Origin of the sequence: Enterobacter genomosp. S (genome assembly GCF_001631805.1) — a bacterium.
GTDB classification, from domain to species: domain Bacteria; phylum Pseudomonadota; class Gammaproteobacteria; order Enterobacterales; family Enterobacteriaceae; genus Enterobacter; species Enterobacter quasihormaechei.
The window spans coordinates 438,904-464,117 of sequence record NZ_LVVA01000018.1 but is presented as its reverse complement, the minus strand read 5'-3'; the positions used below and the strand labels follow the sequence as shown (position 1 = coordinate 464,117).

The following is a 25,214-nucleotide window of genomic DNA, read 5'->3' as shown; positions in this document are numbered from 1 at the left end:
GCTGACGCTTACCCGGCCTACGTTCGAGGACTGTGCAGGCCGGGTAAGGCGCAGCCGCCACCCGGCAATCATCACCCCTCCGACGCCGGAACGACCCTCGGTTTTTCCGGCTTCGCTCTCACCGCAATCACTACCCCAACGACCAGCAGCGCGATCCCGCAGGCCGTTAACAGCGGCGGCATGCTCTGGCGCATCAGGAAGGTATAGAGCAGCCCGGCCAGCGTCTCAAAGACAATCAGCGGCCCTAATATCACCGTCGGCAGCTTCTGGCTGGCAATGTTCCAGCACAGCGCGCCCACCCACGAACACAGCACGGCAATGGCGACCATTAACGCGACGAATACCCACGGGCGCGGGCCGAAGGGCACGGCGAAATCCGGATGCTCGCTACCCAACCAGACACACGCACCCACATAGCCCAGCAGCGAGACGGGAAGCGTGACCAGCGCCTGCGCCGTGGCCCACATCATTGGATGCTTATCCGGGTTTTCCCGCAGCCAGCGTGCGTTGCGCAGGGCATACCAGGCCCAGCAGACAACCGAAATAACCGCCAGAAAGATCCCTGAACCGTAACGCCACACGCTGAAATTTTCCAGACCATGGCGAAGTTCGGCAATATTCACGCAAGCCAGCCCCACGGCGATGCATACCAGCGCGGGCACCATTTTTGACCACGCCAGTTTGCCGTCACGCTGGCTGTACAGCAGGTTCGCGAACACAGGAATAACGACCGGCAGCGTGCCGATAATCATGGTGGAAACCGGCGCGCCGGTGCGCTGAATGGCGCTGGCCAGGCAGACGTAGTAAATCAGGTTGCCCATCATCGTCAGCGCCAGCGCGGTGAGCCAGTCCTGGCGACTCAGCTGGCGCAGGCGTGCACGCCCCAGCCACGCCAGCGGCACGGCAATCAGTCCCAGCGCCAGATAGCGTCCGGTCGACTGCAATATCGCCGGGTACTCCGGCACTATCAGCGGGCCGACGAAAATCAGCCCCCACATCAACCCTGCAAGCAGAGCATACAACACGCCGCTAATCATCTTTCTGTCCACAGTAATACATGTTGTAGCCAGTGTAGGAGGCACAGGTGCGTGCGTATTGTATGAGGTTGCGCATTAGCGCGGCGAAACCTGCTTCTGGTAACGCACGGGCGTAATGCCGTAGCGGCGGGTAAAGGCGCGGGTCAGATGAGACTGATCGGTCAGCCCCGTTGCGGCGGCGACTTCGGCGGCAGGCATGCCGTGAGTGAGAAACGCCTTGGCGCGCCACAGGCGAATCGCCATCAGCATCTGGTGTGGCGTAACGTGGAAATGGGCTTTGAACTGGCGCTGGAAATGGTACGGACTGAGCGAAACGACGCTCGCCAGCTCGTCCAGGGTGAGCGCGCGCATATAGTTGTCGTGCAGATAGTCGCGAACGCGCTCGAAGCGGTGCGCGCCCTCCCGGGCTTCCGGCGCATGACGGGCCAGCGGCTGGAACGTCTCAATCAGATCCAGCAGCAATCCTTTCTGTGCCAGCGGATCGTCCGTGTGCCACAGGCCATAAATCAACTGGCCTATCTGTTGCGAGCGCAGCGGATCGTGACGCGTGACGTCGCTAAACCACCAGTGGCGCAGGCCGGTGACTTCTTCCAGCAGGTCGGGTTCAATATAGACCATCCGGTAGCGCCAGCCGCCTTCGGTGGCGGATTCGCCGGTGTGGATCTCGTCCGGGTTCATGGTAACAACGGATTTTTCTGCGGCAAGATGCTGTGTACCGCGATAGCGGAAGCGTTCGGCGCCGGTTTCAATGGTGCCGATGCCAAACGCTTCGTGAGTGTGCGGCTCGAAGGCGTAGTCAGAAATATGGGCGTGATAAAGCTCCAGACCCGGCAGTTGCGCCAGATGGCGAAAGCGCGCGCTGTCTCTCTCATCAGTAAACTGTTCCGGTACGCCTTGCACGGTGAGCCTCCTTGTGGGTCATCGCCTCATTATCAGAGATGACCCGAAGGGATGCCACCAAAAATAACCAATTCTTAACAATTACAGAATCGCTTTGATGCTCTCCGCCAGCGGCGTTGTCGGGCGACCGATCAGTTTGCTCAGGGTACGGCTGTCGTCAAACAGGCCGCCCCTGGACGCGCCGGTATCGGAATCCGCCAGCATATCCGCCAGCCCGGCAGGCAGGCCTGCGCCCTTCAGCGCGGCGGCGAAATCCGCTTCGCTCAGGTTCTGATACGCCACCGGCTTGCCGCTCAGTCTGCTCAGCTCCGCCGTCAGTTCGCTCAGCGTCCAGGCACTGTCGCCCGCCAGTTCATACACCTTGCCGGCATGACCCTCTTCAGAAACCACTTTTGCTGCCGCCGCCGCGTAATCCGCTCGGGTCGCCGAGGCAATTTTGCCTTCGCCTGCGGCACCAATAAATACGCCGTGCTCCAGGGCAGGCGGCACGCTCGCAAGATAGTTTTCGGTATACCAGCCGTTGCGCAGCAGGGTATAAGGCACGCCGGATTCAGCCAGCGCTTTCTCGGTTTCTACGTGCTCAACGTGCAGACCCAGCGGGGAGGTATCCGCATGCAGCAGGCTGGTGTAGGCGATACGTTTCACCCCGGCGGCTTTGGCGGCGTTAATCACATTCTGATGCTGTGCGGCGCGCTGGCCCACTTCGCTGGAGGAGATAAGCAGCAGCTTATCCACGCCGTTCAGGGCGTTGGTGAACGCGGCCTGGTCGGTATAGTCCGCCTGACGTATCACAATTCCCCGCTGGCTTAAGGCGTCGGCTTTTGCCGGGTTACGCACAATAGCCACGATCTGGCTGGCCGGAACGGTTTTCAGCAGTTCTTCAATAACGAGTTGGCCAAGCTGGCCGGTTGCGCCGGTAATCGCGATCATGATGAATCTCCTTCGTGTTTGTCTGGTGTTGTGGCACACTATCACCATAACTAACTTTTAGTAAGTACGTACAAAAAGGTAAGTATGAAAACAACGTTACCGACGCTCAGCGAGCAAATGCGCGATGGCAATCTCTTTGCGGAACAGTGTCCGTCAAGGGAGGTGCTCAAACACGTTACCAGCCGCTGGGGCGTGCTGATCCTGGTGGCATTGCGTCAGGGCACGCATCGCTTCAGCGACCTGCGCCGCAAGATGGGCGGCGTCAGCGAGAAAATGCTGGCCCAGTCGCTTCAGGCGCTGGAGCAGGACGGATTTGTGAACCGCGTTTCTTATCCGGTTGTGCCGCCGCACGTGGAGTATAGTCTGACCCCGATGGGCATCGAGGTCAGCGAGAAAGTCGCCGCGCTGGCGGACTGGATTGAGGTGAATACGCCGAAGGTGATGGCGAATCGGGATGAGCGTGCGGCGTAAAAGCCGGGTGGCGGTTTCGCCTTACCCGGCACAATCACCGCTACCTGCTTAAATCCACCTGATAAATCGCGAACCCGATATCATCCGTCGCAACCTTCTTCATCGGATACTGCGCCTTATCCTTAATAAACGCGGCTGCCTTATCGGACGGTGACGTTTCAAAGCGGATATCCAGTTTCGCATCGCTGTGGATTGGCGCAAGACGCCAGTTGTTATCCACCGCCGGGTGAATTTCGCCCGCCTTCTTCGACTCCGCGCCGATCCACGCCGCCAGCACCGAGCGGTTTTCGTCCGGTGACGCAAAAGCGATGTGGCTATCGCCCGTACCGGCAAACTTACCGCCGTAGGCGCGGTAGTTATTGGTCACCACCAGGAAGGTGGCATTCGGGTCGATCGCCTTGCCGTTGAACGTCAGATTTTTGATGCGTTCGGCCTGCGGGTTAATCGCCTGGCACTCGCCGTCATATTTCGCCGGCTGGGTGACGTCAATCTGGTAATTTACACCGTCGATCACGTCGAAGTTGTAGGTGCGAAAGCCGTCCCAGTTAATCAGCGACTGCGGCTTGCTGCTATGCGGATCGATCTGGTTGAACTGCCCGGCAGAGCACTCCAGCCACTCCTTCAACTCTTTCCCCGTGGCTTTAACCACTACCAGGGTATTCGGGTAGAGATAGAGATCGGCGGCGTTACGGAAGGTCAGCTGGCCTTTTTCGACCTCAACATAGCTTGCCGGGTCGTTCTTGCGTCCGCCCACTTTGAATGGCGCAGCGGCAGACAGCACCGGCAGTTTTGCCAGATCCGGATCGCCCTGAACAAAGTGTTCGGCATAGGCTTTCTGGGCCATGTTGACCACCTGAACGGTCGGGTCATCCTGCACCAGCGCCAGGAAGCTGTACATATTGTCGGCGGATTTGCCGATCGGCTTGCTGACGAATTCGCGGGTGGCGTCGTGGTCGTGCTTCAGCACGTCAACCAGCTTTTTATCTTCCGCGGCCAGGGATTTTTTAGCCGCCGCGTCGTAAATTGGGCGCGCTTCGGCTTTTGACTGCGTCACCTTCCAGCTGCCGCTGTCGTTATTTAGCACCAGATCCACCACGCCAAGGTGGTCGCCCCACATCCCCGGCATCACCGCTGGCACGCCGTTGAGCGTGCCTTTTTCAATATCTGCGCCTTTGATGCTGGCGAAGTCTTTACCCGGGAAGACGGCGTGGGCGTGGCCGAACAGGATCGCATCGACGCCCGGTACCTGGCTGAGGTAATACACCGAGTTCTCAGCCATCGCCCGATACGGATCGGCGGAGAGACCCGAGTGGGCGACAACCACCACCAGATCTGCGCCTTTCGCGCGCATTTCCGGCACATACTTGCGCGCGGTTTCGGTAATGTCATTAACGGTCACTTTGCCGTCGAGGTTGGCTTTATCCCAGGTCATGATCTGCGGCGGTACAAAGCCGATATAGCCGATTTTCAGCGTCTGTTTTTTACCGTCCTTGTCGACCACCTCGGTCTCTTTAATCACGTAAGGGGTAAAAAGCGGTTTCTCCGTCTTAACGTCGATGATATTGGCGTTAACGTACGGGAACTTTGCCCCTGCCAGCGCGTCGTGCAGGTATTTCAGACCGTAGTTAAATTCGTGATTACCGAGGTTGCCGACAGCATAGTCCAGCGTATTCATTGCCTTATAAACAGGATGGATCTCGCCTTTCTTCAGCCCCTTCGCCGCCATGTAGTCGCCGAGCGGGCTGCCCTGAATGAGATCGCCGTTGTCCACCAGCACGCTGTTTTTTACTTCACCGCGGGCGGCGTTGATTAAACTTGCCGTACGTACCAGTCCGAATTTTTCGACAGGCGTATCTTTGTAGTAATCGAAGTCCATCATGTTGCCGTGCAGATCGGTTGTTTCCAGAATACGGAGATCCACCGTCGCTGCCTGAACGCTGGCCGCAATCAGCGTTGCCAGGAGCGTTGCGCTAAACTTAATCATCTGAGGAGTCCTTTTTTCGATCCAAGCCACAAAAGAATATGTATGTAGTATTTGTTGCTTACAGAAGTGTGAATGCTGCCAGAAAAAAGAGCGCTGAAACCAGAATTGCTTCACAGATAGCGGAATTGTTCACATTACGATATAACTAAAACAATAAGTTATGCCCACTGCGTTAACGAAGAGGTGGAGAATGTTAGATAAAATTTGTCAGCTGGCACGGGATGCGGGTGATGCCATTATGCAGGTGTACGACGGTGCAAAACCGATGGACGTTGTCAGCAAAGCGGACGACTCTCCGGTGACGGCGGCGGATATCGCGGCCCATGCGGTGATCCTGAAAGGCTTGCAGGCCCTGACGCCGGATATTCCGGTCCTTTCTGAAGAAGCGCCCCAGAGCTGGGACGAACGTCAGCACTGGCAGCGTTACTGGCTGGTCGATCCGCTGGACGGCACGAAAGAGTTTATCAAGCGTAACGGTGAGTTCACCGTCAACATCGCTCTGATTGAAAAAGGAAAGGCGGTGCTTGGCGTGGTCTACGCCCCGGTGATGAAGGTGATGTACAGCGCGGCGGAAGGCAAAGCCTGGAAGGAAGAGTGCGGCGTACGTAAGCCGATCCAGGTGCGCGATGCCCGTCCTCCGCTGGTGGTGATCAGCCGCTCGCACAGCGACAGCGAGCTGGAAGAGTACCTGCAACAGCTGGGCGAACACCAGACGACGTCGATCGGATCCTCGCTGAAGTTCTGCCTGGTGGCAGAAGGGCAGGCGCAGCTTTACCCCCGTTTTGGGCCGACTAACGTCTGGGATACCGCAGCAGGCCACGCCGTTGCCGCAGCGGCGGGCGCGCATGTGCATGACTGGCAGGGTAAGCCGCTGGACTATACCCCGCGCGAGTCATTCCTGAACCCGGGCTTCCGGGTGTCACTCTACTGATCCAGCAACTTGTGCAGCAGGGCAACCACCTGCTGCACCTCATCCTGCGTCAGCGCCCCGTCTTTGACCCACTGCACGCGGCCCGCTTTATCCAGCACGATAATCGCTGAGCTCTCCTCTTCCAGCTGCCACGCCTTACGCGTCACGCCGTTGCTATCGACAATAAACTGCGACCACGGATAGAGCTTTTTATTACTCTCGAGGCTTGAGCGCACAAACATCCCGGAGCCGGGAATCGCATCGTCGGTATTCACGATGGTGGTGGTCTGGTAGCGATCGTGCGGGAGTTTTGCGGTCTTGATCGCCTCCACAAGGGTCGCGTTTTTCTCTTTTGCGGATGTCCGTCCGGCAATATGTTGTACCACTCTCACTTTGCCCGCGAGCTGCGCGCTATTCCAGGCTTTATAGCTAAACTTATCATTGTCGAGAATCAATTCTCCCCGGTCAGCAATACCGACCGGCGGAACACGTTCTCCTTTTTCAAGGTTGTGTGCGGAAGCCATCAGCGGCAGCAACAGGCAAGCTGCCGCCAGGAGGTTACGTAGGGTCATGGTGTTTCCTTATTGTGAGCAGGTGATCCGACCACTTGGTCATGCGCTTTTAATCATAAGTGCGATCAATGGGCTTTTCCCGCAATCCCGATGCCAGTTTGCGGGCGAACGCACATATCCACGCAAAAACGACGGCATATACTGCTCTGCATCACGCTTTGCAAAGATTATTCTGAATAATTGTAATCAAACGGTAAATAAACTTATGCACACTGGGTAAGTACGAGGTTCTGGTCTATAGTCATTGGGCATCAAAATTTGCGCTCAGGACAGTCGGGCCGATTGTGGCACCGCAAGGGCGTATGATTCGCAGGAGATACAAGAATGAAAATTTTCCAACGCTACAACCCGCTTCAGGTGGCGAAGTACGTGAAGATCCTGTTCCGTGGACGGTTGTATATCAAGGATGTTGGCGCTTTTGAGTTCGATAAGGGCAAAATCCTTATCCCAAAAGTGAAGGACAAACAACACTTGTCTGTGATGTCCGAAGTCAACCGTCAGGTTATGCGTCTGCAAACTGAGATGGCTTAACCAACGTGCTATGCAGTAGTAGTTAAAAAGACGGCTCCCGATGGGAGCCGTTGATGTTTGTAGCCGTTGTTTCACATACATTCATTTACTAGATATTTCACGCAATCATTCTGTGATACGGATAGATTTCACGCTCTTTATTAAGTTAATCTAAATTTACTTTCCAGTGTGTAACTGTTGATACAGGACAATAAAGTATTAACTGTTTATTGGTTTTTTTGGTTACGCAGGAACAATGGTCATCTCACTTTGAAACGGAGTTTAATGATGGCTATTCCTGCTTATTTATGGCTGAAGGATGATGGTGGTGCGTTAATTAAGGGGGCAGTAGATTTTAAAGGCAGAGAGTCGAGTATAGAGGTTAATCCAGATCCTCATGGCGATGATCCTACAGATCAAACATGGATTAGAGCGGGGATAGACTATGCTCAGCGTGCAGGCTTCTAGGAAAAAATGTATTTATATATTACTCATAATCCTGATTTCTTCCTATGCCATATGGCGTACTTTAGATGAATTTCTCTATATTGAGCAAGAAATTATTTACAAAGAAAGTATCGGAAAGGTTTCCGTATTGTATATTACAAAAAGCAATGCGGGAGCTACGACTTCAAATGTATACAAATACTATTTAGCATCGTCAAAAATTTCGGGCGAAAATTTTTTAGGTGAGGTCAGACACGGGTATGCTCCTTTTCTGATAACTACAGATCCTGATGCAAAGGTAGAGACTGAAGAAAACGCTATATATATCAAAGTCAGCGGTAAAATTTATCATTTTAGTAATACATCTTACTCAACTCTTATCTATTTGAATTCATCACCTTTTTAAAAGTTGGAGTGAATCTCGGAGGGTAAAAGAAAGGGCAGCTCAACGCTGCCCTTCATAAATTACGCCGACACCTTCTCTTCCGCATCTGGCAGCTTCGGCACCAGCACGGTCGGTTTACTATCAATGCGCGTTACCAGCAACTGGTCGATGCGGTAGTTATCAATATCCACCACTTCAAACTTGAAGCCGGAGAACTTCACCGAGTCGGTACGTTTCGGGATCTTACGCAGCATAAACATCATAAAGCCGCCGATGGTCTCGTAGTTTCCGGACTGCGGGAACTCGTCGATATCCAGCACGCGCATCACGTCCTCAATCGGCGTACCGCCGTCAATCAGCCATGAGTTCTCGTCACGCTGCACAATTTGCTCTTCCAGCCCCTGGCCGACCAGGTCGCCCATCAGCGTCGTCATTACGTCGTTGAGGGTGATAATGCCCACCACCAGCGCGTACTCGTTCATGATCACCGCGAAGTCTTCACCCGCAGTTTTGAAGCTTTCCAGCGCTTCGGAGAGCGTCAGGGTGTCCGGCACAATCAGGGTGTTGCGGATCTGTACGCCGCTGTTCAGCGCCAGGCTCTGGTTTGCCAGTACGCGGTTCAGCAGGTCTTTGGAGTCCACATAGCCGATGATATGGTCGATATCTTCGTTACAGACCAGGAATTTGGAGTGCGGATGCTGCGCCACTTTGGTCTTCAGGCTCTGCTCATCTTCATGCAGATCGAACCAGATGATGTTCTCACGGCCGGTCATGGAAGAGGGAACGGTACGGGATTCCAGTTCGAAAACGTTCTCAATCAGCTCGTGTTCCTGCTTGCGCAGCACGCCTGCCAGCGCCCCGGCTTCCACCACGGCGTAAATATCATCGGATGTGATGTCGTCTTTACGCACCATCGGCAGCTTGAAGATGCGGAAAATGACGTTCGCCAGGCCGTTAAAGAACCACACCAGCGGGCGGAAGACGTACAAACAGAAGCGCATCGGGTTGATGATACGCAAAGCCACAGCTTCTGGCGCAATCATACCGATGCGTTTCGGGGTCAGGTCCGCGAATAGAATGAACAAACCGGTGACCAGCGAGAAGGAGAGGATGAAGCTCAACTGCTCGGCCAGCTCTACGGACATGTACTTTACAAAGAGGCTATAAAACGCCGGAGAAAATGCTGCATCGCCCACGATACCGCCAAGAATGGCGACCGCGTTAAGGCCAATCTGCACCACGGTAAAGAACATGCCGGGATTTTCCTGCATTTTCAAAATGCGTGATGCGTTGATGTTGCCCTCGTCGGCAAGCAGCTTCAGTTTGATTTTACGGGAGGCAGCCAGCGAGATCTCCGATATCGAGAAAAATGCACTGACGGCAATAAGACAAAGTATTACTAAAATACTGTTTAACATAGTTTATCCGGCTTCTCGCCAGATCCTCAGAAGGGGAGTTGATACCATTCGTGTGAAGACACATTGAAGTCAGCTCGTAGCGTTGAGCCGATTATTTCAGCGGTAGTATAGCGTAAAGGCGTGTAAATCTGCCAGAGGTCACGTTTTCGACAAATAAGGTGGGCCTGCGGCGGGGAGTGTGGTTGAGTTATGCGCCACGCGGCTCGCGTGGCGCTGATGCAGTAATCAGGCCTGCTGTGGAGGCAGGCAAACGCCGATGCCGCCAATCCCGCAGTAGCCGTACGGATTTTTATGCAGATACTGCTGATGATCGTCTTCGGCATAGTAGAACGGTTTCGCGGTAGCGATTTCGGTCGTCACCTGGCGTTTATCACCGGCGGCCTGCATTGCTTCCTGGAAACGCGTCAGGCTGGCGTGGGCCGCGGCCTCCTGCTCAGGGGTGAGCGGATAAATAGCCGAACGGTATTGGGTGCCGTGATCGTTACCCTGACGCATGCCCTGCGCCGGGTCATGGTTTTCCCAGAACACCTGGAGCAGCTGTTCATAGCTGATAACGCTCGGGTCATACACCACACGGACCGCCTCGGCATGCCCGGTTTCGCCGGAACAGACTTCGCGGTAGGTTGGGTTAGGCGTATACCCTCCGGTGTAGCCCGCAGCGGTACTGTAAACGCCCGGCAACTGCCAGAACAGGCGCTCTACGCCCCAGAAGCAGCCCATGGCAAACAGGGCGATCTCCATTCCATCAGGAACATTTGTCATTGAATGGTTGTTTACGGCGTGTAATGTCGCCACTGGCATAGGGGTGTTGCGTCCCGGTAACGCATCGGCTTGTGATACCAGATGCTTTTTATCGAATAAACTCACGGTGGGGCCTCCCGGGTAGCGTTGTTTCGGTTAAGGTTGTCACGAAGCGTTTAATTGAACACAATAAATGCGATGAATGAGTCTAGATTTAATCATAAGAAATATTTGGGTGTTGCACCCTTTTTCAACCCGTAATTTGGGTTTTTGGCCAGCAGGCCGTATTTTGCCGCGGAGCGGCACTGCATTTGCTTCCAGGGTGGAAACAGGGATATTCAGGAGAAAACGTGACAAAGATCCGCCAGTTATGTTTAGTCAGTTTAATGCTGACAAGCGGGATTGCCAGCGCGGCGAATGTCCGTTTGCAGGTTGAGGGGTTATCCGGGGCGCTGGAAAAAAACGTGCGTGCGCAGCTTTCCACTATCGAGAGCGATGAAGTGACGCCGGATCGGCGTTTTCGCGCGCGCGTGGATGACGCCATTCGCGAAGGCTTAAAGGCGTTGGGGTACTATGAACCCACCATTGATTTCGACTTACGCCCGCCGCCGGCGAAGGGGCGTCAGGTATTGATTGCCCGCGTTTCGCCGGGCGAACCCGTCCTGATTGGTGGCACGAACGTGGTGCTGCGCGGCGGTGCGCGCACGGATCGGGACTACCTGGATCTGCTCAGCAACCGCCCGAAAGTGGGCACCGTGCTCAATCACGGGGATTACGATCGCTTTAAAAAGTCGTTGACCAACGTTTCCCTGCGTAAAGGCTATTTCGACAGCAAGTTCAACAAAAGCCAGCTGGGCGTTGCGCTTGAGCGACGTCAGGCATTCTGGGATATCGACTACGACAGCGGCGAACGCTATCGGTTTGGCGATGTAACCTTCGAAGGATCGCAGATCCGTGACGAGTATCTGCAAAACCTGGTGCCGTTCAAAAAGGGCGACTACTACCAGTCCAGCGACCTCGGGGAGCTGAACCGTCGTTTGTCCGCTACCGGCTGGTTTAACTCAGTGGTGGTGGCGCCTGAATTTGAAAAATCCCGTAAAACGAAGGTATTACCGCTGCATGGCGTAGTCTCTCCGCGCACCGAGAACACCATTGAGACCGGTGTCGGCTACTCCACGGACGTCGGCCCGCGCGTGAAGGCCTCGTGGAGAAAACCGTGGATGAACTCCTACGGCCACAGCCTGACTACCAGCGTCAGCCTCTCTGCGCCTGAACAGCAGCTGGACTTCAGCTACAAAATGCCGCTGCTGAAAAACCCGCTTGAGCAATATTACCTGGTGCAGGGCGGCTTTAAGCGTACCGATTTAAACGATACCGAGCAGGATTCGACAACGCTTGCGGTCTCACGCTTCTGGGATCTCTCCAGCGGCTGGCAGCGCGCCATTAACCTGCGCTGGAGCCTCGATCACTTTACCCAGGCAAACGTCACCAACACCACCATGCTGCTTTATCCGGGGGTGATGATCAGCCGCACACGCTCGCGCGGCGGCCTGATGCCGACCTGGGGCGATTCCCAGCGCTACTCCATCGATTATTCCAACACCGCCTGGGGATCCGACGTAGACTTCTCCGTCTTTCAGGCGCAAAACGTCTGGATCCGCACGCTGTATGACAAACACCGCTTTGTGATGCGCGGCAATCTCGGCTGGATTGAGACGGGTGATTTCGAGCGCGTTCCGCCGGACCTGCGCTTCTTCGCCGGGGGCGACCGCAGTATTCGCGGGTATAAGTACAAATCGATCTCACCTGAAAACGAAAAAGGCCAGCTGACCGGGGCATCCAAACTGGCGACCGGCTCGCTGGAGTACCAGTACAACGTCAGCGGCAAATGGTGGGGCGCCATGTTTGTCGACAGCGGTGAAGCGGTAAACGACATCCGCCGCAGCGATTTCAAAACCGGCGCGGGCGTAGGTGTGCGCTGGCAGTCACCGGTTGGGCCGATCAAGCTCGATTTCGCCGTTCCGGTGGGTGACAAAGATGAACACGGTTTACAGTTTTACATCGGTCTGGGGCCTGAATTATGAGTTTATGGAAGAAGATAAGCCTCGGAGTGCTGATTTTTATCGTATTGCTGCTTGGCACGGTGGCGTTTCTGGTGGGCACCACCACGGGCCTGCATCTGCTGTTTAACGCCGCGAACCGCTGGGTGCCGGGGCTGGAAATCGGCCAGGTGACGGGCGGCTGGCGCGATCTGCGCCTGAAAAATATCCGTTATGAACAGCCCGGCGTGGCGGTGAACGCGGGCGAGTTTCATCTGGCGGTGAGGCTGGGCTGCCTGCGGGACAGCAGGCTGTGCGTAAACGATCTGTCGTTAAAAGACGTTAACGTGGCGATAGATTCCAAAAAAATGCCGAAGTCTGAACCCGTTGAGGAAGAGGATAGCGGCCCGCTTAACCTCTCCACGCCGTACCCGATTGCGCTCTACCGGGTTGCGCTGGATAACGTCAACGTCAAAATCGACGATACGACGGTATCGGTGATGGATTTCACCTCCGGTCTGCGCTGGCAGGAGAAAAACCTCACCCTGACCCCAACTTCCCTGCAAGGGCTGCTGATTGCGCTGCCGAAGGTGGCCGACGTGGCGCAGGAAGAGATCGTCGAGCCGAAGATCCAGAACCCGCAGCCGGAAGAAAAACCGCTGGGTGAAACGCTGAAAGATCTCTTCTCGAAACCGGTGCTGCCGGAGATGACCGACGTGCATCTGCCGCTGAACCTCAATATCGAAGAGTTTAAGGGCGAGCAGCTGCGTCTGACGGGTGATACCGATCTGACGGTCTACAACATTCTGCTTAAAGTCAGCAGCATCGACGGCAACATGAAGCTCGACGCGCTGGATATCGACTCCAGTCAGGGCTCGGTGAACGCCTCAGGCAACGCGCAGCTGCGCGACAACTGGCCGGTGGATATTACGCTGAACAGTGCCCTGAACATCGATCCGCTGAAGGGCGAAAAGGTGAAGGTGAAGGTCGGCGGTGCGCTGCGCGAGAAGCTTGAGTTCGGCGTGAACCTGTCCGGCCCGGTGGATATGGTGCTGCGCGGGCAAACCCAGCTGGCAGAAGCCGGTTTACCGCTCAACCTTGAGATTGTCAGCAAGCAGCTTTACTGGCCATTCACCGGCGAAAAGCAGTTCCAGGCCGACGATCTGAAGCTGAAGCTGAGTGGCAAAATGACCGACTACACGCTGTCGTTCCGTACGGCAGTGAAGGGGCAGGGGGTACCGCCCGCCGATATCACCCTGGATGCGAAGGGTAACGAGTTGCAGGTAAACCTCGACAAGCTGACCGTGGCAGCCCTGGAAGGAAAAACCGAGCTGACCGCGCTGCTCGACTGGCAGCAGGCGATCAGCTGGCGCGGCGAGCTGAAGCTGGCCGGGATCAACACCGCCAAAGAGGTACCGGACTGGCCGTCAAAACTCGACGGCCTGATCAAAACCCGCGGCAGCCTGTACGGCGGCACCTGGCAGATGGACGTGCCGGAAATCAAGCTGACCGGCAACGTGAAGCAGAACAAAGTCAACGTAGAGGGCTCGGTTAAGGGCAACAGCTATCTCCAGTGGGTGATCCCGGGCCTGCACGTGGCGCTGGGCCGCAACACGGCGGATATCAAAGGCGAGCTGGGGGTAAAAGACCTCGATCTGGATGCCACCATTGACGCGCCAAACCTTGATAACGCCCTGCCGGGCCTTGGCGGTACGGCGAAAGGGTTAGTGAAGGTTCGCGGTACGGTGGAAGCGCCGCAGTTGCTGGCGGACATTACCGCTAACAACCTGCGCTGGCAGGAACTCTCCATTGCCCGCGTGCGCGTAGAAGGGGACGTGAAATCCACCGATCAGATCGGCGGTAGCCTCAACCTGCGCGTGGAGCGTATTTCTCAGCCTAACGTGAACATCAGCCTGGTGACGCTTGCGGCGAAAGGTAACGAGAAGCAGCACGATCTCCAGTTGCGCGTGCAGGGCGAGCCGGTCTCCGGGCAACTGCACCTGACCGGCAGCTTTGACCGCAACGCGACGCGCTGGAAAGGGCAACTGGACAACACCCGCTTCAGCACGCCGGTTGGACCGCTGGTGCTGTCCCGATCCATCGCGCTGGACTACCGCAACGCAGAGCAGAAAATCAGCATTGGACCGCACTGCTGGACCAACCCGAACGCCGAGCTGTGCGTGCCGCAGACCATTGATGCGGGCGCGGAAGGACGCGCGCAGATCAACCTCAACCGTTTTGACCTGGCCATGCTGAAACCGTTTATGCCGGAAACCACCCAGGCGAGCGGGGTCTTTAGCGGTAAAGCGGACGTCGCGTGGGACACTACCAAAGAGGGGCTGCCGCAGGGCAGCGTGAGTCTCTCCGGACGTAACGTGAAGGTCACGCAGGAGGTCAATGACGCGCCGCTGCCGGTGGCGTTCGACACCCTGAATCTGAATGCCGACCTGCGTAACAACCGCGCGGAGCTGGGATGGCTTATCCGTCTGACCAACAACGGTCAGCTTGACGGACAGGTGCAAATCAGCGATCCGCAAGGGCGGCGTAATCTCGGCGGCAACGTCAATATTCGCAACTTCAACCTGGCGATGGTGAATCCGATTTTCTCGCGGGGTGAAAAAGCGGCGGGCATGCTCAGCGCCAACCTGCGCCTGGCGGGAGATGCGCAAAGCCCGCAGCTGTTTGGCCAGATGCGGCTAAGCGGCGTGGACATCGACGGTAACTTTATGCCGTTCGATATGCAGCCAAGCCAGCTTGCGATGAACTTTAACGGCCAAAGCTCAACCCTCAGTGGTTCAGTGCTGACGCAGCAGGGACAAATCAACCTGAGCGGCGACGCAGACTGGAGCCAGCTTGATAACTGGCGCGCCCGTATTGCGGCCAAAGGCAGCAGGGTGCGTATCACGGTACCGCCAATGGTGCGGCTGGACGTATCGCCAGACGTGGTCTTTGAGGCAACGCCAAGCCTCTTCACGCTGGACGGCCGCGTCGACGTCCCGTGGGCGCGCATCGTGGTTCACGAGGTACCGGAAAGCGCGGTTGGCGTCTCCAGTGATGAAGTTATGCTCAATGAAAATCTGAAACCTGTTGAACAGAAGAGCGCTGGCATACCGATCAATAGTAATCTTATCGTGCACGTGGGGAATAACGTGCGTTTGGACGCGTTTGGGCTGAAGGCGAGACTCACAGGTGACCTGAAAGTGGCGCAGGATCAGCAGGGGCTTGGCCTGAATGGACAAATCAATATTCCTGAAGGGCGCTTCCATGCCTACGGTCAGGATTTGATTGTGCGTAAAGGTGAGCTGCTGTTCTCCGGTCCACCGGATCAGCCGGTCCTGAATATCGAAGCGATCCGTAACCCGGAAGCCACCGAAGATGATGTGATTGCGGGCGTGCGCGTGACGGGCTCTGCCGACGAACCTAAGGCAGAGATCTTCTCTGACCCGGCCATGTCGCAACAGGAAGCGCTCTCTTACCTGCTGCGCGGACAGGGTCTGGATAGCCAACAGGGCGATGGTGCGGCAATGACGTCAATGTTAGTCGGTCTGGGGGTTGCACAAAGTGGTCAGGTTGTGGGTAAAATCGGCGAGACGTTTGGCGTAAGCAATCTGGCGCTGGACACTCAGGGCGTGGGTGACTCTTCGCAGGTAGTGGTCAGCGGCTATGTACTGCCGGGTCTACAGGTAAAATATGGCGTGGGGATCTTTGACTCACTGGCTACACTCACGTTACGTTACCGCCTGATGCCTAAGCTATATCTGGAAGCAGTGTCCGGCGTAGACCAGGCACTTGATCTGCTCTATCAGTTTGAGTTTTAGCAATGCGAATATTTGTTTACGGCAGTTTACGAACCAAGCAAGGCAACAGCCACTGGATGACCAACGCCCAGTTGCTGGGAAATTACACAATCGAAAACTATCAGCTGTACAGTCTGGGCCACTATCCAGGCGCGGTTCCGGGGAACGGAACGGTACAGGGTGAAGTTTATCGTATTGATAATGCTACGCTGGCCGAACTTGATGCCTTGCGCACCAGGGGCGGTGAATACGCTCGCCAGTTGATCCAGACGCCTTACGGCAGTGCATGGATGTACGTGTACCAACGTTCGGTCGACGGGTTAACGCTGATTGAAAGCGGTAACTGGTTAGACAGAGACCAGTTCTGAAAAACGACAACGCCACCGTAAGGTGGCGTTGTTTTTTGTTCAATCAGCTTTGTTCTGTATCCTTGCGCCGGGTTAAAAACAAAGGAATGAACAGCATGATGTACGGGGCGATAAGCCATAACAAACACAAGGAGCGTGAACGGCCATAGTAGTTTATGCACCGCGTATTGCTTGAAATGACGGGCAGAAAGAACAGTAAAAACAGCAGAATCGCATAATCGCTTCGATAAGGGATCCATAAGTAAAACATAAACCAGGCAAGCTGGAACGTCATGATGCAGAGATACTGCCCTTTGCTGTCTTTGCCATAGCAATCAAACGCCTTTATGTAGCCCATCTTTATGCTTTGAAGAAAGAAACTTAGCATGTATTACGCTCACGATCGCGACGGTCAGGAGAGTGCTCGTCAGCAACGCCCCTAAAAAATAGCTGTGGGTGATGTCAGTAGCACCAGAGCCTAAAGTATGCAATTTACTATAACCTCTATCTACTGCAACAAAAAGAGTATATAGCCCAATATTAATACAGAACTGAAGCAGACATGAAACTACAATATTTTTGGGGATTCTCTTTAATATAATGAGTAACACGTAAATAATACATGCTGAAAGGGCGAAGTAGAGCCCGTTAAATAAACTGGATGCTAATGAGGGGGTTGTTTCGTTAAATATTAAATCATTGGTCCCATAATACCATGCCAGGTATTCAATATACGTGCTTCTGCCAAAGATAAACGCGGCAATGATAAGGATGGTTAAACTTACTAAATGACTTTTTTTACTCATAGTTTTGCTCCTTTTGAGAGCAGCTCTTTCATTGTCTTACTGGCTTCTAGCTGATCTTTGATTATGGCAAGATCACGCGTATTATGGTTATATTTTGCAATAGCGGTTGGTGTACCTTTTCCACCATTATCCATAAAAAAGATAATATCCTTACGACCATAAAGGAGAACATGTGGAATGGGGTCTCGACCATAACTCACCGCCTGTGGCAGGGAGTGGATAGACTCTGTAGTGAGGAACCGAGGAATATTCTCAAGTTCAATATTGCCTAACGGCGTTGTGGCAACAAGGGAGCCGATAAAATCGGTTGTATACACTAGCGTATCTGTATCTTTAGTCGTGACTTTTGAACCCGTAAGGTATTTTATCTGTTGCCAGAGGGTAATATCTTTTGGGGTAACTTTAACCCCATCCATGAACATGTCTTGCTTACGTTTTGCTGAATGACAGTACGGTGCACCTGCGTTAAAGAGGGGCTGATTTCCCCAAAAGAAGGCATAAGGCCATCGCGGGAATACAGCCTTTAAATAATAAAATAAATTCCAGTTGGGCGGGCTACATCAATGTTAATGGATGACATATGAATCCAATAATAAATGGGGATTAATGTTCATCATGACAGTATGTTGTGAACAGCCAAGCTATTCAACCACTCCCACCATAATTAATAGGGATATTTTTTCATTTTTGAATGCCTCGCCCAAAATGAATGAGATTCTTCTTAAAAATCATCTGTAGGGCTTTTAACCAGAGAAATAAAAAAGCCCCGACGCGCGGGGCTTAGTATCAGCAGTTAGAATTACTTCTTAGCTGCACGTTCGAAAGAGGCGATGATTTCTGCTTTCGCCGCTTCTGCGTTATCCCAGCCTTCAACTTTAACCCATTTGCCTTTTTCGAGATCTTTGTAGTGCTCGAAGAAGTGGGCGATCTGCGCTTTCAGCAGCTCTGGCAGGTCGTTCACATCTTTAATGTGATCGTATTCTTTGCTCAGTTTGGTGTGCGGTACGGCAACCAGTTTCGCATCTTCACCCGCTTCGTCGGTCATTTTCAGCACGCCAACAGGACGGCAGCGAATGACGGAGCCTGGCTGCAATGGGTATGGCGTTGGGACCAGTACGTCAACCGGGTCACCGTCCAGAGACAGGGTGTGGTTGATGTAGCCGTAGTTGCACGGATAGAACATGGCGGTAGACATGAAACGGTCAACGAACAGCGCGCCGGTGTCTTTGTCGATTTCGTATTTAATTGGATCTGCGTTGGCCGGGATTTCGATAACCACGTAGATATCTTCTGGCAGTTCTTTACCCGCAGGGACGTTGAGTAAGCTCATGTCGGTGTCCTTAAAAATGGATGGTAAACAAGTGGCAAGTATTATAGCCAACTGGCGCTGAAAGTCTTCGCCTGTTTTCGTCTTATCTCCCCCGCGCCTTCACTTTTCAGACCGTTTCCATGACAGGATAATCCATAAACTCAGCCGCATTTTAAATGTGGAAATGAAAGCGATTACAAACTTGTGATTAACGTTTTATTCACTTTTCCGAAGTGTGACGTAACGCAATCCGTAACATATTTCATTGGCTATAGTTCATCCGCAGAACATCTTTTAACCAACAATAACCTACCCTACGAGGACGTTCATATGTGGAAGCGCTTACTTCTTGTTACAGCAGTTTCGGCAGCCATGTCGTCTATGGCGATGGCCGCACCGTTAACCGTTGGATTTTCGCAGGTCGGATCTGAATCCGGCTGGCGCGCCGCTGAAACGAACGTGGCGAAAAGTGAGGCTGAAAAGCGCGGTATTACGCTGAAAGTCGCCGATGGTCAGCAAAAGCAAGAGAACCAGATCAAAGCGGTGCGCTCATTTATCGCCCAGGGCGTAGATGCCATCTTTATCGCCCCGGTTGTCGCGACGGGCTGGGAGCCGGTGCTGAAGGAAGCCAAAGATGCTGAAATTCCTGTCTTCCTGCTCGACCGTTCCATCGACGTGAAAGACAAATCTCTCTATATGACCACCGTCACCGCCGATAACGTGCTGGAAGGCAAACTGATTGGTGACTGGCTGGTGAAGCAGGTGGATGGCAAGCCGTGTAAAGTGGTTGAGTTGCAGGGAACGGTTGGTGCGAGCGTCGCGATTGACCGCAAGAAAGGGTTCGCGCAGGCCATCGCTAGCGCGCCAAACATTAAGATCGTCCGTTCTCAGTCCGGCGACTTCACCCGCAGCAAGGGTAAAGAGGTCATGGAAAGCTTCATCAAGGCTGAAAATAACGGCAAAAATATCTGCATGGTTTATGCCCACAACGACGACATGGCGATCGGCGCCATTCAGGCCATCAAAGAAGCGGGCCTGAAGCCGGGCAAAGATATCCTTACCGGCTCGATCGACGGCGTGCCGGACATCTTCAAAGCGATGATTGACGGCGAAGCGAACGCCAGCGTTGAGCTGACGCCAAACATGGCGGGCCCGGCATTCGATGCGCTGGAGAAATTCAAAAAAGACGGCACGGTGCCTGAAAAAGTGACGGTCACCAAATCCACGCTCTACCTGCCGGACACGGCGAAAGAAGAGTTAGAGAAGAAGAAAAATATGGGCTACTGATCAGTGACATTGCCGGGTGGCGCTGCGCTTACCTGGCCTACGATACGCTCATTTGTAGGCCGGATAAGCGTAGCGTCATCCGGCTTAATGCAGGGGGAAACCATGACCACCGAACAACACCAGGAAATCCTCCGCACCGAGGGCCTGAGTAAATTTTTCCCAGGCGTTAAGGCGCTGGATAACGTTGATTTCAGCCTGCGGCGTGGGGAGATCATGGCGTTGCTCGGCGAAAACGGCGCGGGGAAGTCGACGCTGATTAAAACCCTGACGGGGGTATATCACGCCGATCGCGGCGCTATCTGGCTGGAAGGTAACGCGATTTCGCCAAAGAATACCGCGCATGCCCAGCAGCTGGGGATCGGCACGGTTTACCAGGAAGTGAACCTGCTGCCGAACATGTCGGTAGCGGACAACCTGTTTATAGGCCGCGAGCCCAGACGTTTTGGCCTGCTGCGCCGCAAAGAGATGGAAGCGCGCGCCACGAAGCTGATGGCATCTTATGGTTTCTCTCTCGACGTGCGCGAACCGCTGAACCGCTTTTCCGTGGCGATGCAGCAGATCGTCGCGATCTGTCGCGCTATCGATCTCTCCGCGAAGGTGCTGATCCTTGATGAACCCACCGCCAGCCTCGATACCCAGGAAGTGGAGATGCTTTTTACCCTGATGCGCCAGCTGCGCGATCAGGGCGTGAGCCTGATCTTTGTTACGCACTTCCTCGATCAGGTTTACGAGGTAAGCGATCGCATCACGGTGCTGCGCAACGGCGGCTTTGTCGGCTGCCGGGAAACCCGCGAGCTGCCGCAGATTGAGCTGGTCAAAATGATGCTGGGCCGCGAGCTGGAGACCAACGCACTCCAGCGCGCGGGCCGCACGCTGCTGAGCGAAAAACCGATCGCCGCCTTTCACGACTACGGCAAAAAAGGAACCATCGCGCCGTTTAACCTGGAGGTGCGCCCCGGCGAAATTGTGGGTTTGGCGGGTCTGTTAGGCTCCGGACGCACCGAAACCGCCGAAGTGATCTTCGGGATCAGGCCCGCCGACAGCGGAACGGCGCTGATCAAAGGCAAGCCGCAAACGCTACGTTCACCGCATCAGGCGTCGTGCCTCGGGGTGGGTTTCTGCCCGGAAGACAGGAAAACGGACGGAATTATTGCCGCCGCCTCGGTGCGGGAAAACATCATTCTGGCGCTACAGGCCCAGCGCGGCTGGCTGCGTCCGATCCCGCGTAAAGAGCAAAACGCCATTGCCGAGCGCTTTATCCGCCAGCTCGGTATACGTACCCCGAGCGCCGAACAGCCCATTGAGTTTCTCTCCGGCGGCAACCAGCAGAAGGTACTGCTCTCTCGCTGGCTGCTGACCAAACCGCAGTTCCTGATCCTCGACGAGCCCACGCGCGGCATCGACGTGGGCGCGCACGCCGAAATCATCCGGCTTATCGAAACGCTGTGTGCCGACGGTCTGGCGCTGCTGGTGATCTCGTCTGAGCTGGAGGAGCTGGTTGGCTATGCCGATCGCGTCATCATCATGCGCGATCGCAGGCAGGTGGCTGAGATCTCGCTGGATAAGCTGTCCGTTCCGGCGATCATGAATGCCATCGCGGCGTAAGGAGTCAAATGTGATGTCCCGTTCTCTTTCGCAAACTGGCGAAGCGAAGCGCCGCTTCAGCTGGCCGACCGGCACGCCGCAAATCGTGGCGCTGCTGCTGGTGCTGCTGGTGGATAGCCTGGTAGCCCCGCATTTTTTCCAGATCGTCGTGCAGGATGGCCGCCTGTTCGGTAGCCCGATCGACATCTTAAACCGTGCCGCGCCCGTGGCGCTGCTGGCGATTGGCATGACGCTGGTGATTGCCACCGGCGGGATCGACCTCTCCGTCGGTGCGGTAATGGCGATTGCGGGCGCCACCGCTGCCTCGATGACCGTTGCCGGGCACAGCCTGCCGGTGGTTCTGCTCGCCGCGCTGGGGTCCGGCGTATTAGCCGGGCTGTGGAACGGCATTCTGGTCGCGGTGCTCAAGATCCAGCCGTTTGTCGCGACGTTGATTTTGATGGTGGCCGGGCGCGGCGTGGCGCAGCTGATCACTTCCGGTCAAATCGTCACCTTTAGCTCCCCGAGCCTGGCGTGGATCGGCAGCGGTAACGTCCTGTACTTCCCGACGCCGGTGATCGTTGCCCTCGTTACGCTGGTTATCTTTTGGCTTTTCACCCGCAAAACGGCGCTCGGGATGTTCATCGAAGCGGTGGGGATTAACATTCGGGCCGCGAAAAACGCCGGGGTGAATACCCGGCTGATGGTGATGCTGACCTACGTCCTGAGCGGCGTCTGCGCCGCGATTGCCGGGGTGATCGTGGCCGCCGATATTCGTGGGGCGGATGCCAACAACGCCGGACTCTGGCTGGAGCTGGACGCGATCCTCGCGGTGGTGATCGGCGGCGGATCGCTGATGGGCGGACGGTTTAACCTGCTGCTCTCGGTGGTGGGGGCGCTGATTATTCAGGGTATGAATACCGGTATTTTGCTCTCCGGCTTCCAGCCGGAGCTCAATCAGGTTGTCAAAGCGGTCGTGGTGCTTATCGTACTTATCGTGCAGTCGCCGCGCTTTATCACTCTCATTAAGGGGAGCCGCGGTCATGATAAAACGTAATTTGCCGTTAACGATCACGCTGGGCGTGTTCGTGCTGGGCTACCTCTACTGCCTGACCCAATTCCCGGGTTTCGCCTCGACACGGGTGATTTGCAACATTCTGACCGATAACGCGTTTCTCGGGATTATTGCCGTCGGCATGACCTTTGTGATCCTCTCCGGCGGGATCGACCTCTCCGTTGGGTCGGTGATCGCCTTTACCGGCGTGTTCCTTGCCAAGGCTATTGGCTTCTGGGGCATTTCGCCGCTGCTGGCGTTCCCGCTGGTGCTGGTCATGGGCTGCGCGTTCGGCGCCTTTATGGGGCTTTTAATCGACGCGCTGAAAATCCCGGCGTTTATCATCACCCTTGCCGGGATGTTCTTCCTGCGCGGCGTGAGCTATCTGGTGTCGGAGGAGTCGATTCCGATTAACCACCCGATCTACGACACGCTCTCGAGCCTGGCGTGGAAAATTCCCGGCGGAGGGCGCCTGAGCGCGATGGGGCTGCTGATGCTGGGCGTGGTGGTGATCGGGATCTTCCTCGCCCACCGTACCCGGTTTGGTAACCAGGTGTATGCCATTGGCGGCAGCGCCACGTCCGCGAACCTGATGGGGATTTCCACGCGCAGCACCACTATCCGCATCTACATGCTCTCGACCGGCCTTGCCACGCTCGCGGGGATTGTGTTTTCGGTGTATACCCAGGCAGGCTATGCGCTGGCGGGGGTGGGCGTTGAGCTGGACGCCATTGCCTCGGTGGTCATCGGCGGCACGCTGCTGAGCGGCGGAGTGGGGACGGTGCTCGGCACGCTATTTGGCGTGGCGATCCAGGGGCTGATTCAGACCTACATCAACTTCGACGGCACGCTCAGCTCCTGGTGGACCAAAATCGCCATTGGCATTCTGCTGTTTATTTTTATCGCGCTCCAGCGCGGCCTGACGGTGCTGTGGGAGAACCGCCAAAGCTCGCCTGTTACCCGTGTAAATACCTCTGTAACAGGGCGATAACGTGCTGAAATTGCTTAAAGTCTAAACATTTTCCGGTAGCGGCCGATACTCTTTTTTTATGCCCAGAAATATCTCGCTACCGGAAATAACATCATGCTTAAAACGCTATCGATTCGTACCGGCTTGCTCTCTTTACTGGCCGTTATGACCCTTCTGCTGCTGATTGTCAGCGGCATCGGCATTTATGCCCTTACACAAAGCTCCGCTTCTCTCCAGCGCATCAATCACCTTCAGGGTGAACAGATGGTACAGCTGAATGCCGGCTATACGCTGATCCTGCGCGCGCGTAACGAAGCGGGCCAGGCCGTCCGCATGATGGAGGTCGGCCTGCTGGACGATGCGGCCAAGGCGGTCAAAACCATTAACCAGGAAGTAACGCTGGCACAGAAAACGCTGAAGGGCGTGATCGGCGGTGGCGTGGCGGATGAACAGGGACAAAAGCTGCTGGATAAGGTCGCCGCAAGCCTGGCGGTGTACAACCAGCAGGGCATCACCCCGATGCTGAACGCCCTGAACGAGCAAAGCGCAGACGGCTATTACGATCTGCTGGAAAGCAGGCTGGTGCCGGTGGCGAAGCAGTTTGATAACGATATGCAGGCGTTCCAGGCGTGGAGCGAGGCGCGCGGCAAAGCGGAAGTGAGCGCCGTGCAGGCGAGTAAAACCCGCGTGCTGATCCTGATTATCGTCGCGGCGCTGCTGACGGCAGGCATTATCGTGCTGGCCTGGCTGGTGCTGCGCCATATGCTGCTCAAGCCGCTTTCAGCCTCTATTGCCCAGCTGGAACACGTGGCGGCCGGGGATTTAACCTACGCCCTGAACTCGCCTGCGAGCCAGGAATTTAATCGCCTCAACGCGGCCATCGAAGAGATGCGTCAGTCGCTGATGGGCTCCGTTCTGCGCGTGCGCGACGCCAGCTCGCAGATTGATACCGGCAGCCGCGAGCTGACGGCCGGGAACCTGAACCTTGCCCAGCGCACGGAATCCACCGCCACGTCGCTGGAGCAGACGGCCGCCAGCATGGAAGAGATCACCGCCACGGTGAAACGTAACGCCGAAAATGCCGGGCAGGCGCACCAGCTGGCGCAGTCGGTCTCCGACACCGCCGATCGCGGCAGCGAAATGGTCTGCTACGTCATTGAGAAGATGCGCGATATCTCCGGCAGCGCGGCGCGCATCGCCGATATCCTGAGCGTTATCGACGGGATCGCCTTCCAGACCAATATTCTGGCGCTGAACGCGTCCGTAGAAGCGGCGCGTGCGGGCGAGCAGGGACGGGGTTTTGCGGTCGTGGCGGGTGAGGTGCGCAATCTCGCCAGCCGCAGTGCCGATGCCGCGAAGGAGATCCGCTCGCTTATCAGCGATTCGCAAACCCACGTGAACGAGGGCAGCGAGCTGGCGCAACAGGCCGGTGAGACGATGGACGAGATCGCCACCGAAGTGCTGCGTATGACCAAACTGATGCGAGAAATTGCGACGGCCTCTCAGGAGCAGAGCCGTGGCATTGAGCAGGTGAATATCGCCGTTAATCAGATGGATGAAACGGCACAGCAAAACGCGGCGCTGGTTCAACAATCCTCTGCGGCAACACGTTCCCTGGAGGCGCAGTCGCGCGAGCTGATGGAGGCGATGGCCTCCTTCAGGCTGACGGCGCAAACGGCATGATAAAAAAAGGGGAGCCTGTCAGGCTCCCCTTTT

The 25,214-nt window shown here is 55.5% G+C and carries 22 protein-coding genes and 1 pseudogene; 13 read left to right on the top strand and 10 right to left on the bottom strand.

Annotated features, from left to right (window positions below):
- Nucleotides 1-71: 71 nt before the first annotated feature.
- The 3 genes from A3466_RS13130 to A3466_RS13120 all read right to left on the bottom strand — a co-directional run bounded on the left by A3466_RS13130 (nucleotide 72) and on the right by A3466_RS13120 (nucleotide 2,867).
- Entirely contained in the window at nucleotides 72-1,037 is a 966-nt protein-coding gene (locus A3466_RS13130) for a DMT family transporter (protein ID WP_063450906.1), read from the bottom strand.
- Nucleotides 1,038-1,112: 75 nt separating this feature from the next.
- Complete coding sequence (locus A3466_RS13125; RefSeq protein ID WP_063450905.1) at nucleotides 1,113-1,937, bottom strand: AraC family transcriptional regulator; 825 nt, start codon at nucleotides 1,935-1,937, stop codon at nucleotides 1,113-1,115.
- Nucleotides 1,938-2,018: 81 nt separating this feature from the next.
- Nucleotides 2,019-2,867, bottom strand: coding sequence for an SDR family oxidoreductase (locus tag A3466_RS13120; RefSeq protein ID WP_063450904.1), 849 nt, complete (start codon nucleotides 2,865-2,867; stop codon nucleotides 2,019-2,021).
- A gap of 84 nt (nucleotides 2,868-2,951) precedes the next feature.
- On the opposite strand from A3466_RS13120, the gene A3466_RS13115 reads away from it, so the two are divergent.
- Nucleotides 2,952-3,338: a winged helix-turn-helix transcriptional regulator gene (locus A3466_RS13115; RefSeq protein ID WP_063450903.1), complete on the top strand. Its 387-nt coding sequence runs from the start codon at nucleotides 2,952-2,954 to the stop codon at nucleotides 3,336-3,338.
- 40 nt (nucleotides 3,339-3,378) lie between these two features.
- Here the strand turns inward: A3466_RS13115 and A3466_RS13110 are convergent, their stop codons facing one another.
- Entirely contained in the window at nucleotides 3,379-5,322 is a 1,944-nt protein-coding gene (locus A3466_RS13110) for a bifunctional 2',3'-cyclic-nucleotide 2'-phosphodiesterase/3'-nucleotidase (protein ID WP_063450902.1), read from the bottom strand.
- 190 nt (nucleotides 5,323-5,512) lie between these two features.
- Between A3466_RS13110 and cysQ the strand changes: the two genes are divergently transcribed.
- Entirely contained in the window at nucleotides 5,513-6,253 is a 741-nt protein-coding gene (gene cysQ / locus A3466_RS13105; protein ID WP_063450901.1) for a 3'(2'),5'-bisphosphate nucleotidase CysQ, read from the top strand.
- Here the strand turns inward: cysQ and A3466_RS13100 are convergent.
- Entirely contained in the window at nucleotides 6,247-6,804 is a 558-nt protein-coding gene (locus A3466_RS13100) for a YtfJ family protein (RefSeq protein ID WP_063450900.1), read from the bottom strand. The two genes, cysQ and A3466_RS13100, sit on opposite strands and share 7 nt — an antisense overlap.
- Before the next feature lie 324 nt (nucleotides 6,805-7,128).
- On the opposite strand from A3466_RS13100, the gene A3466_RS13095 reads away from it, so the two are divergent.
- The 3 genes and pseudogenes from A3466_RS13095 (at nucleotide 7,129) to A3466_RS23365 (ending at nucleotide 8,167) form a co-directional block, all read left to right on the top strand.
- Nucleotides 7,129-7,335, top strand: a complete 207-nt coding sequence (locus tag A3466_RS13095) for a DUF1107 domain-containing protein (protein ID WP_003856054.1) — start codon at nucleotides 7,129-7,131, stop codon at nucleotides 7,333-7,335.
- Between the two features lie 267 nt (nucleotides 7,336-7,602).
- Nucleotides 7,603-7,698, top strand: a pseudogene (locus tag A3466_RS22430) (type VI secretion system tube protein Hcp); the annotation flags it as partial.
- Between the two features lie 61 nt (nucleotides 7,699-7,759).
- A complete protein-coding gene (locus tag A3466_RS23365) occupies nucleotides 7,760-8,167 on the top strand; it encodes a hypothetical protein (RefSeq protein ID WP_074161024.1) in 408 nt (135 codons plus the stop codon).
- A 59-nt stretch (nucleotides 8,168-8,226) separates the two neighbouring features.
- Here the strand turns inward: A3466_RS23365 and A3466_RS13085 are convergent, their stop codons facing one another.
- Both A3466_RS13085 and msrA read right to left on the bottom strand, forming a co-directional pair.
- On the bottom strand, nucleotides 8,227-9,564 hold the full coding sequence (locus tag A3466_RS13085) for a hemolysin family protein (RefSeq protein WP_006810357.1): 1,338 nt from the start codon (nucleotides 9,562-9,564) through the stop codon (nucleotides 8,227-8,229).
- A 225-nt stretch (nucleotides 9,565-9,789) separates the two neighbouring features.
- Nucleotides 9,790-10,431 carry a peptide-methionine (S)-S-oxide reductase MsrA gene (gene msrA, locus A3466_RS13080; protein WP_006810351.1) on the bottom strand — a complete coding sequence of 214 codons (642 nt, stop codon included), beginning with the start codon at nucleotides 10,429-10,431 and terminating at the stop codon, nucleotides 9,790-9,792.
- Between the two features lie 224 nt (nucleotides 10,432-10,655).
- Here msrA and tamA point away from each other — a divergent pair, with 224 nt between their 5' ends.
- From tamA to A3466_RS13065, 3 genes are read left to right on the top strand one after another with little or no spacing between them, the layout of a single operon-like run.
- Nucleotides 10,656-12,389: an autotransporter assembly complex protein TamA gene (tamA, locus tag A3466_RS13075; RefSeq protein ID WP_063450898.1), complete on the top strand. Its 1,734-nt coding sequence runs from the start codon at nucleotides 10,656-10,658 to the stop codon at nucleotides 12,387-12,389.
- On the top strand, nucleotides 12,386-16,162 hold the full coding sequence (tamB, locus tag A3466_RS13070) for an autotransporter assembly complex protein TamB (RefSeq protein ID WP_063450897.1): 3,777 nt from the start codon (nucleotides 12,386-12,388) through the stop codon (nucleotides 16,160-16,162). The genes tamA and tamB overlap by 4 nt, the downstream gene beginning before the upstream one ends.
- Nucleotides 16,163-16,164: 2 nt before the next feature.
- A complete protein-coding gene (locus A3466_RS13065) occupies nucleotides 16,165-16,509 on the top strand; it encodes a gamma-glutamylcyclotransferase family protein (RefSeq protein ID WP_045307822.1) in 345 nt (114 codons plus the stop codon).
- 314 nt (nucleotides 16,510-16,823) lie between these two features.
- Here the strand turns inward: A3466_RS13065 and A3466_RS13055 are convergent, their stop codons facing one another.
- The 3 genes from A3466_RS13055 to ppa all read right to left on the bottom strand — a co-directional run bounded on the left by A3466_RS13055 (nucleotide 16,824) and on the right by ppa (nucleotide 18,624).
- Nucleotides 16,824-17,294, bottom strand: a complete 471-nt coding sequence (locus A3466_RS13055) for a hypothetical protein (RefSeq protein ID WP_063450896.1) — start codon at nucleotides 17,292-17,294, stop codon at nucleotides 16,824-16,826.
- Nucleotides 17,291-17,710 (bottom strand): hypothetical protein, encoded by a 420-nt coding sequence (locus A3466_RS13050; RefSeq protein ID WP_245167746.1) that lies wholly within the window; start codon nucleotides 17,708-17,710, stop codon nucleotides 17,291-17,293. Before A3466_RS13050 ends, A3466_RS13055 begins: the two co-directional genes overlap by 4 nt.
- Nucleotides 17,711-18,093: 383 nt before the next feature.
- Nucleotides 18,094-18,624, bottom strand: coding sequence for an inorganic diphosphatase (gene ppa / locus A3466_RS13045; RefSeq protein WP_006810347.1), 531 nt, complete (start codon nucleotides 18,622-18,624; stop codon nucleotides 18,094-18,096).
- 309 nt (nucleotides 18,625-18,933) lie between these two features.
- On the opposite strand from ppa, the gene ytfQ reads away from it, so the two are divergent.
- The 5 genes from ytfQ to A3466_RS13020 all read left to right on the top strand — a co-directional run bounded on the left by ytfQ (nucleotide 18,934) and on the right by A3466_RS13020 (nucleotide 25,181).
- Nucleotides 18,934-19,890, top strand: a complete 957-nt coding sequence (ytfQ, locus tag A3466_RS13040) for a galactofuranose ABC transporter, galactofuranose-binding protein YtfQ (RefSeq protein ID WP_063450895.1) — start codon at nucleotides 18,934-18,936, stop codon at nucleotides 19,888-19,890.
- 102 nt (nucleotides 19,891-19,992) lie between these two features.
- A complete protein-coding gene (gene ytfR / locus A3466_RS13035) occupies nucleotides 19,993-21,495 on the top strand; it encodes a galactofuranose ABC transporter, ATP-binding protein YtfR (protein WP_063450894.1) in 1,503 nt (500 codons plus the stop codon).
- Between the two features lie 10 nt (nucleotides 21,496-21,505).
- The gene (gene ytfT / locus A3466_RS13030) at nucleotides 21,506-22,531 is read left to right on the top strand and encodes a galactofuranose ABC transporter, ATP-binding protein YtfT (RefSeq protein WP_165602755.1); all 1,026 of its coding nucleotides are present in this window, start codon (nucleotides 21,506-21,508) and stop codon (nucleotides 22,529-22,531) included.
- Complete coding sequence (yjfF, locus tag A3466_RS13025; RefSeq protein ID WP_063450892.1) at nucleotides 22,518-23,519, top strand: galactofuranose ABC transporter, permease protein YjfF; 1,002 nt, start codon at nucleotides 22,518-22,520, stop codon at nucleotides 23,517-23,519. Before ytfT ends, yjfF begins: the two co-directional genes overlap by 14 nt.
- 93 nt (nucleotides 23,520-23,612) lie before the next feature.
- Nucleotides 23,613-25,181, top strand: a complete 1,569-nt coding sequence (locus A3466_RS13020) for a methyl-accepting chemotaxis protein (protein WP_063450891.1) — start codon at nucleotides 23,613-23,615, stop codon at nucleotides 25,179-25,181.
- Nucleotides 25,182-25,214 lie beyond the last annotated feature (33 nt).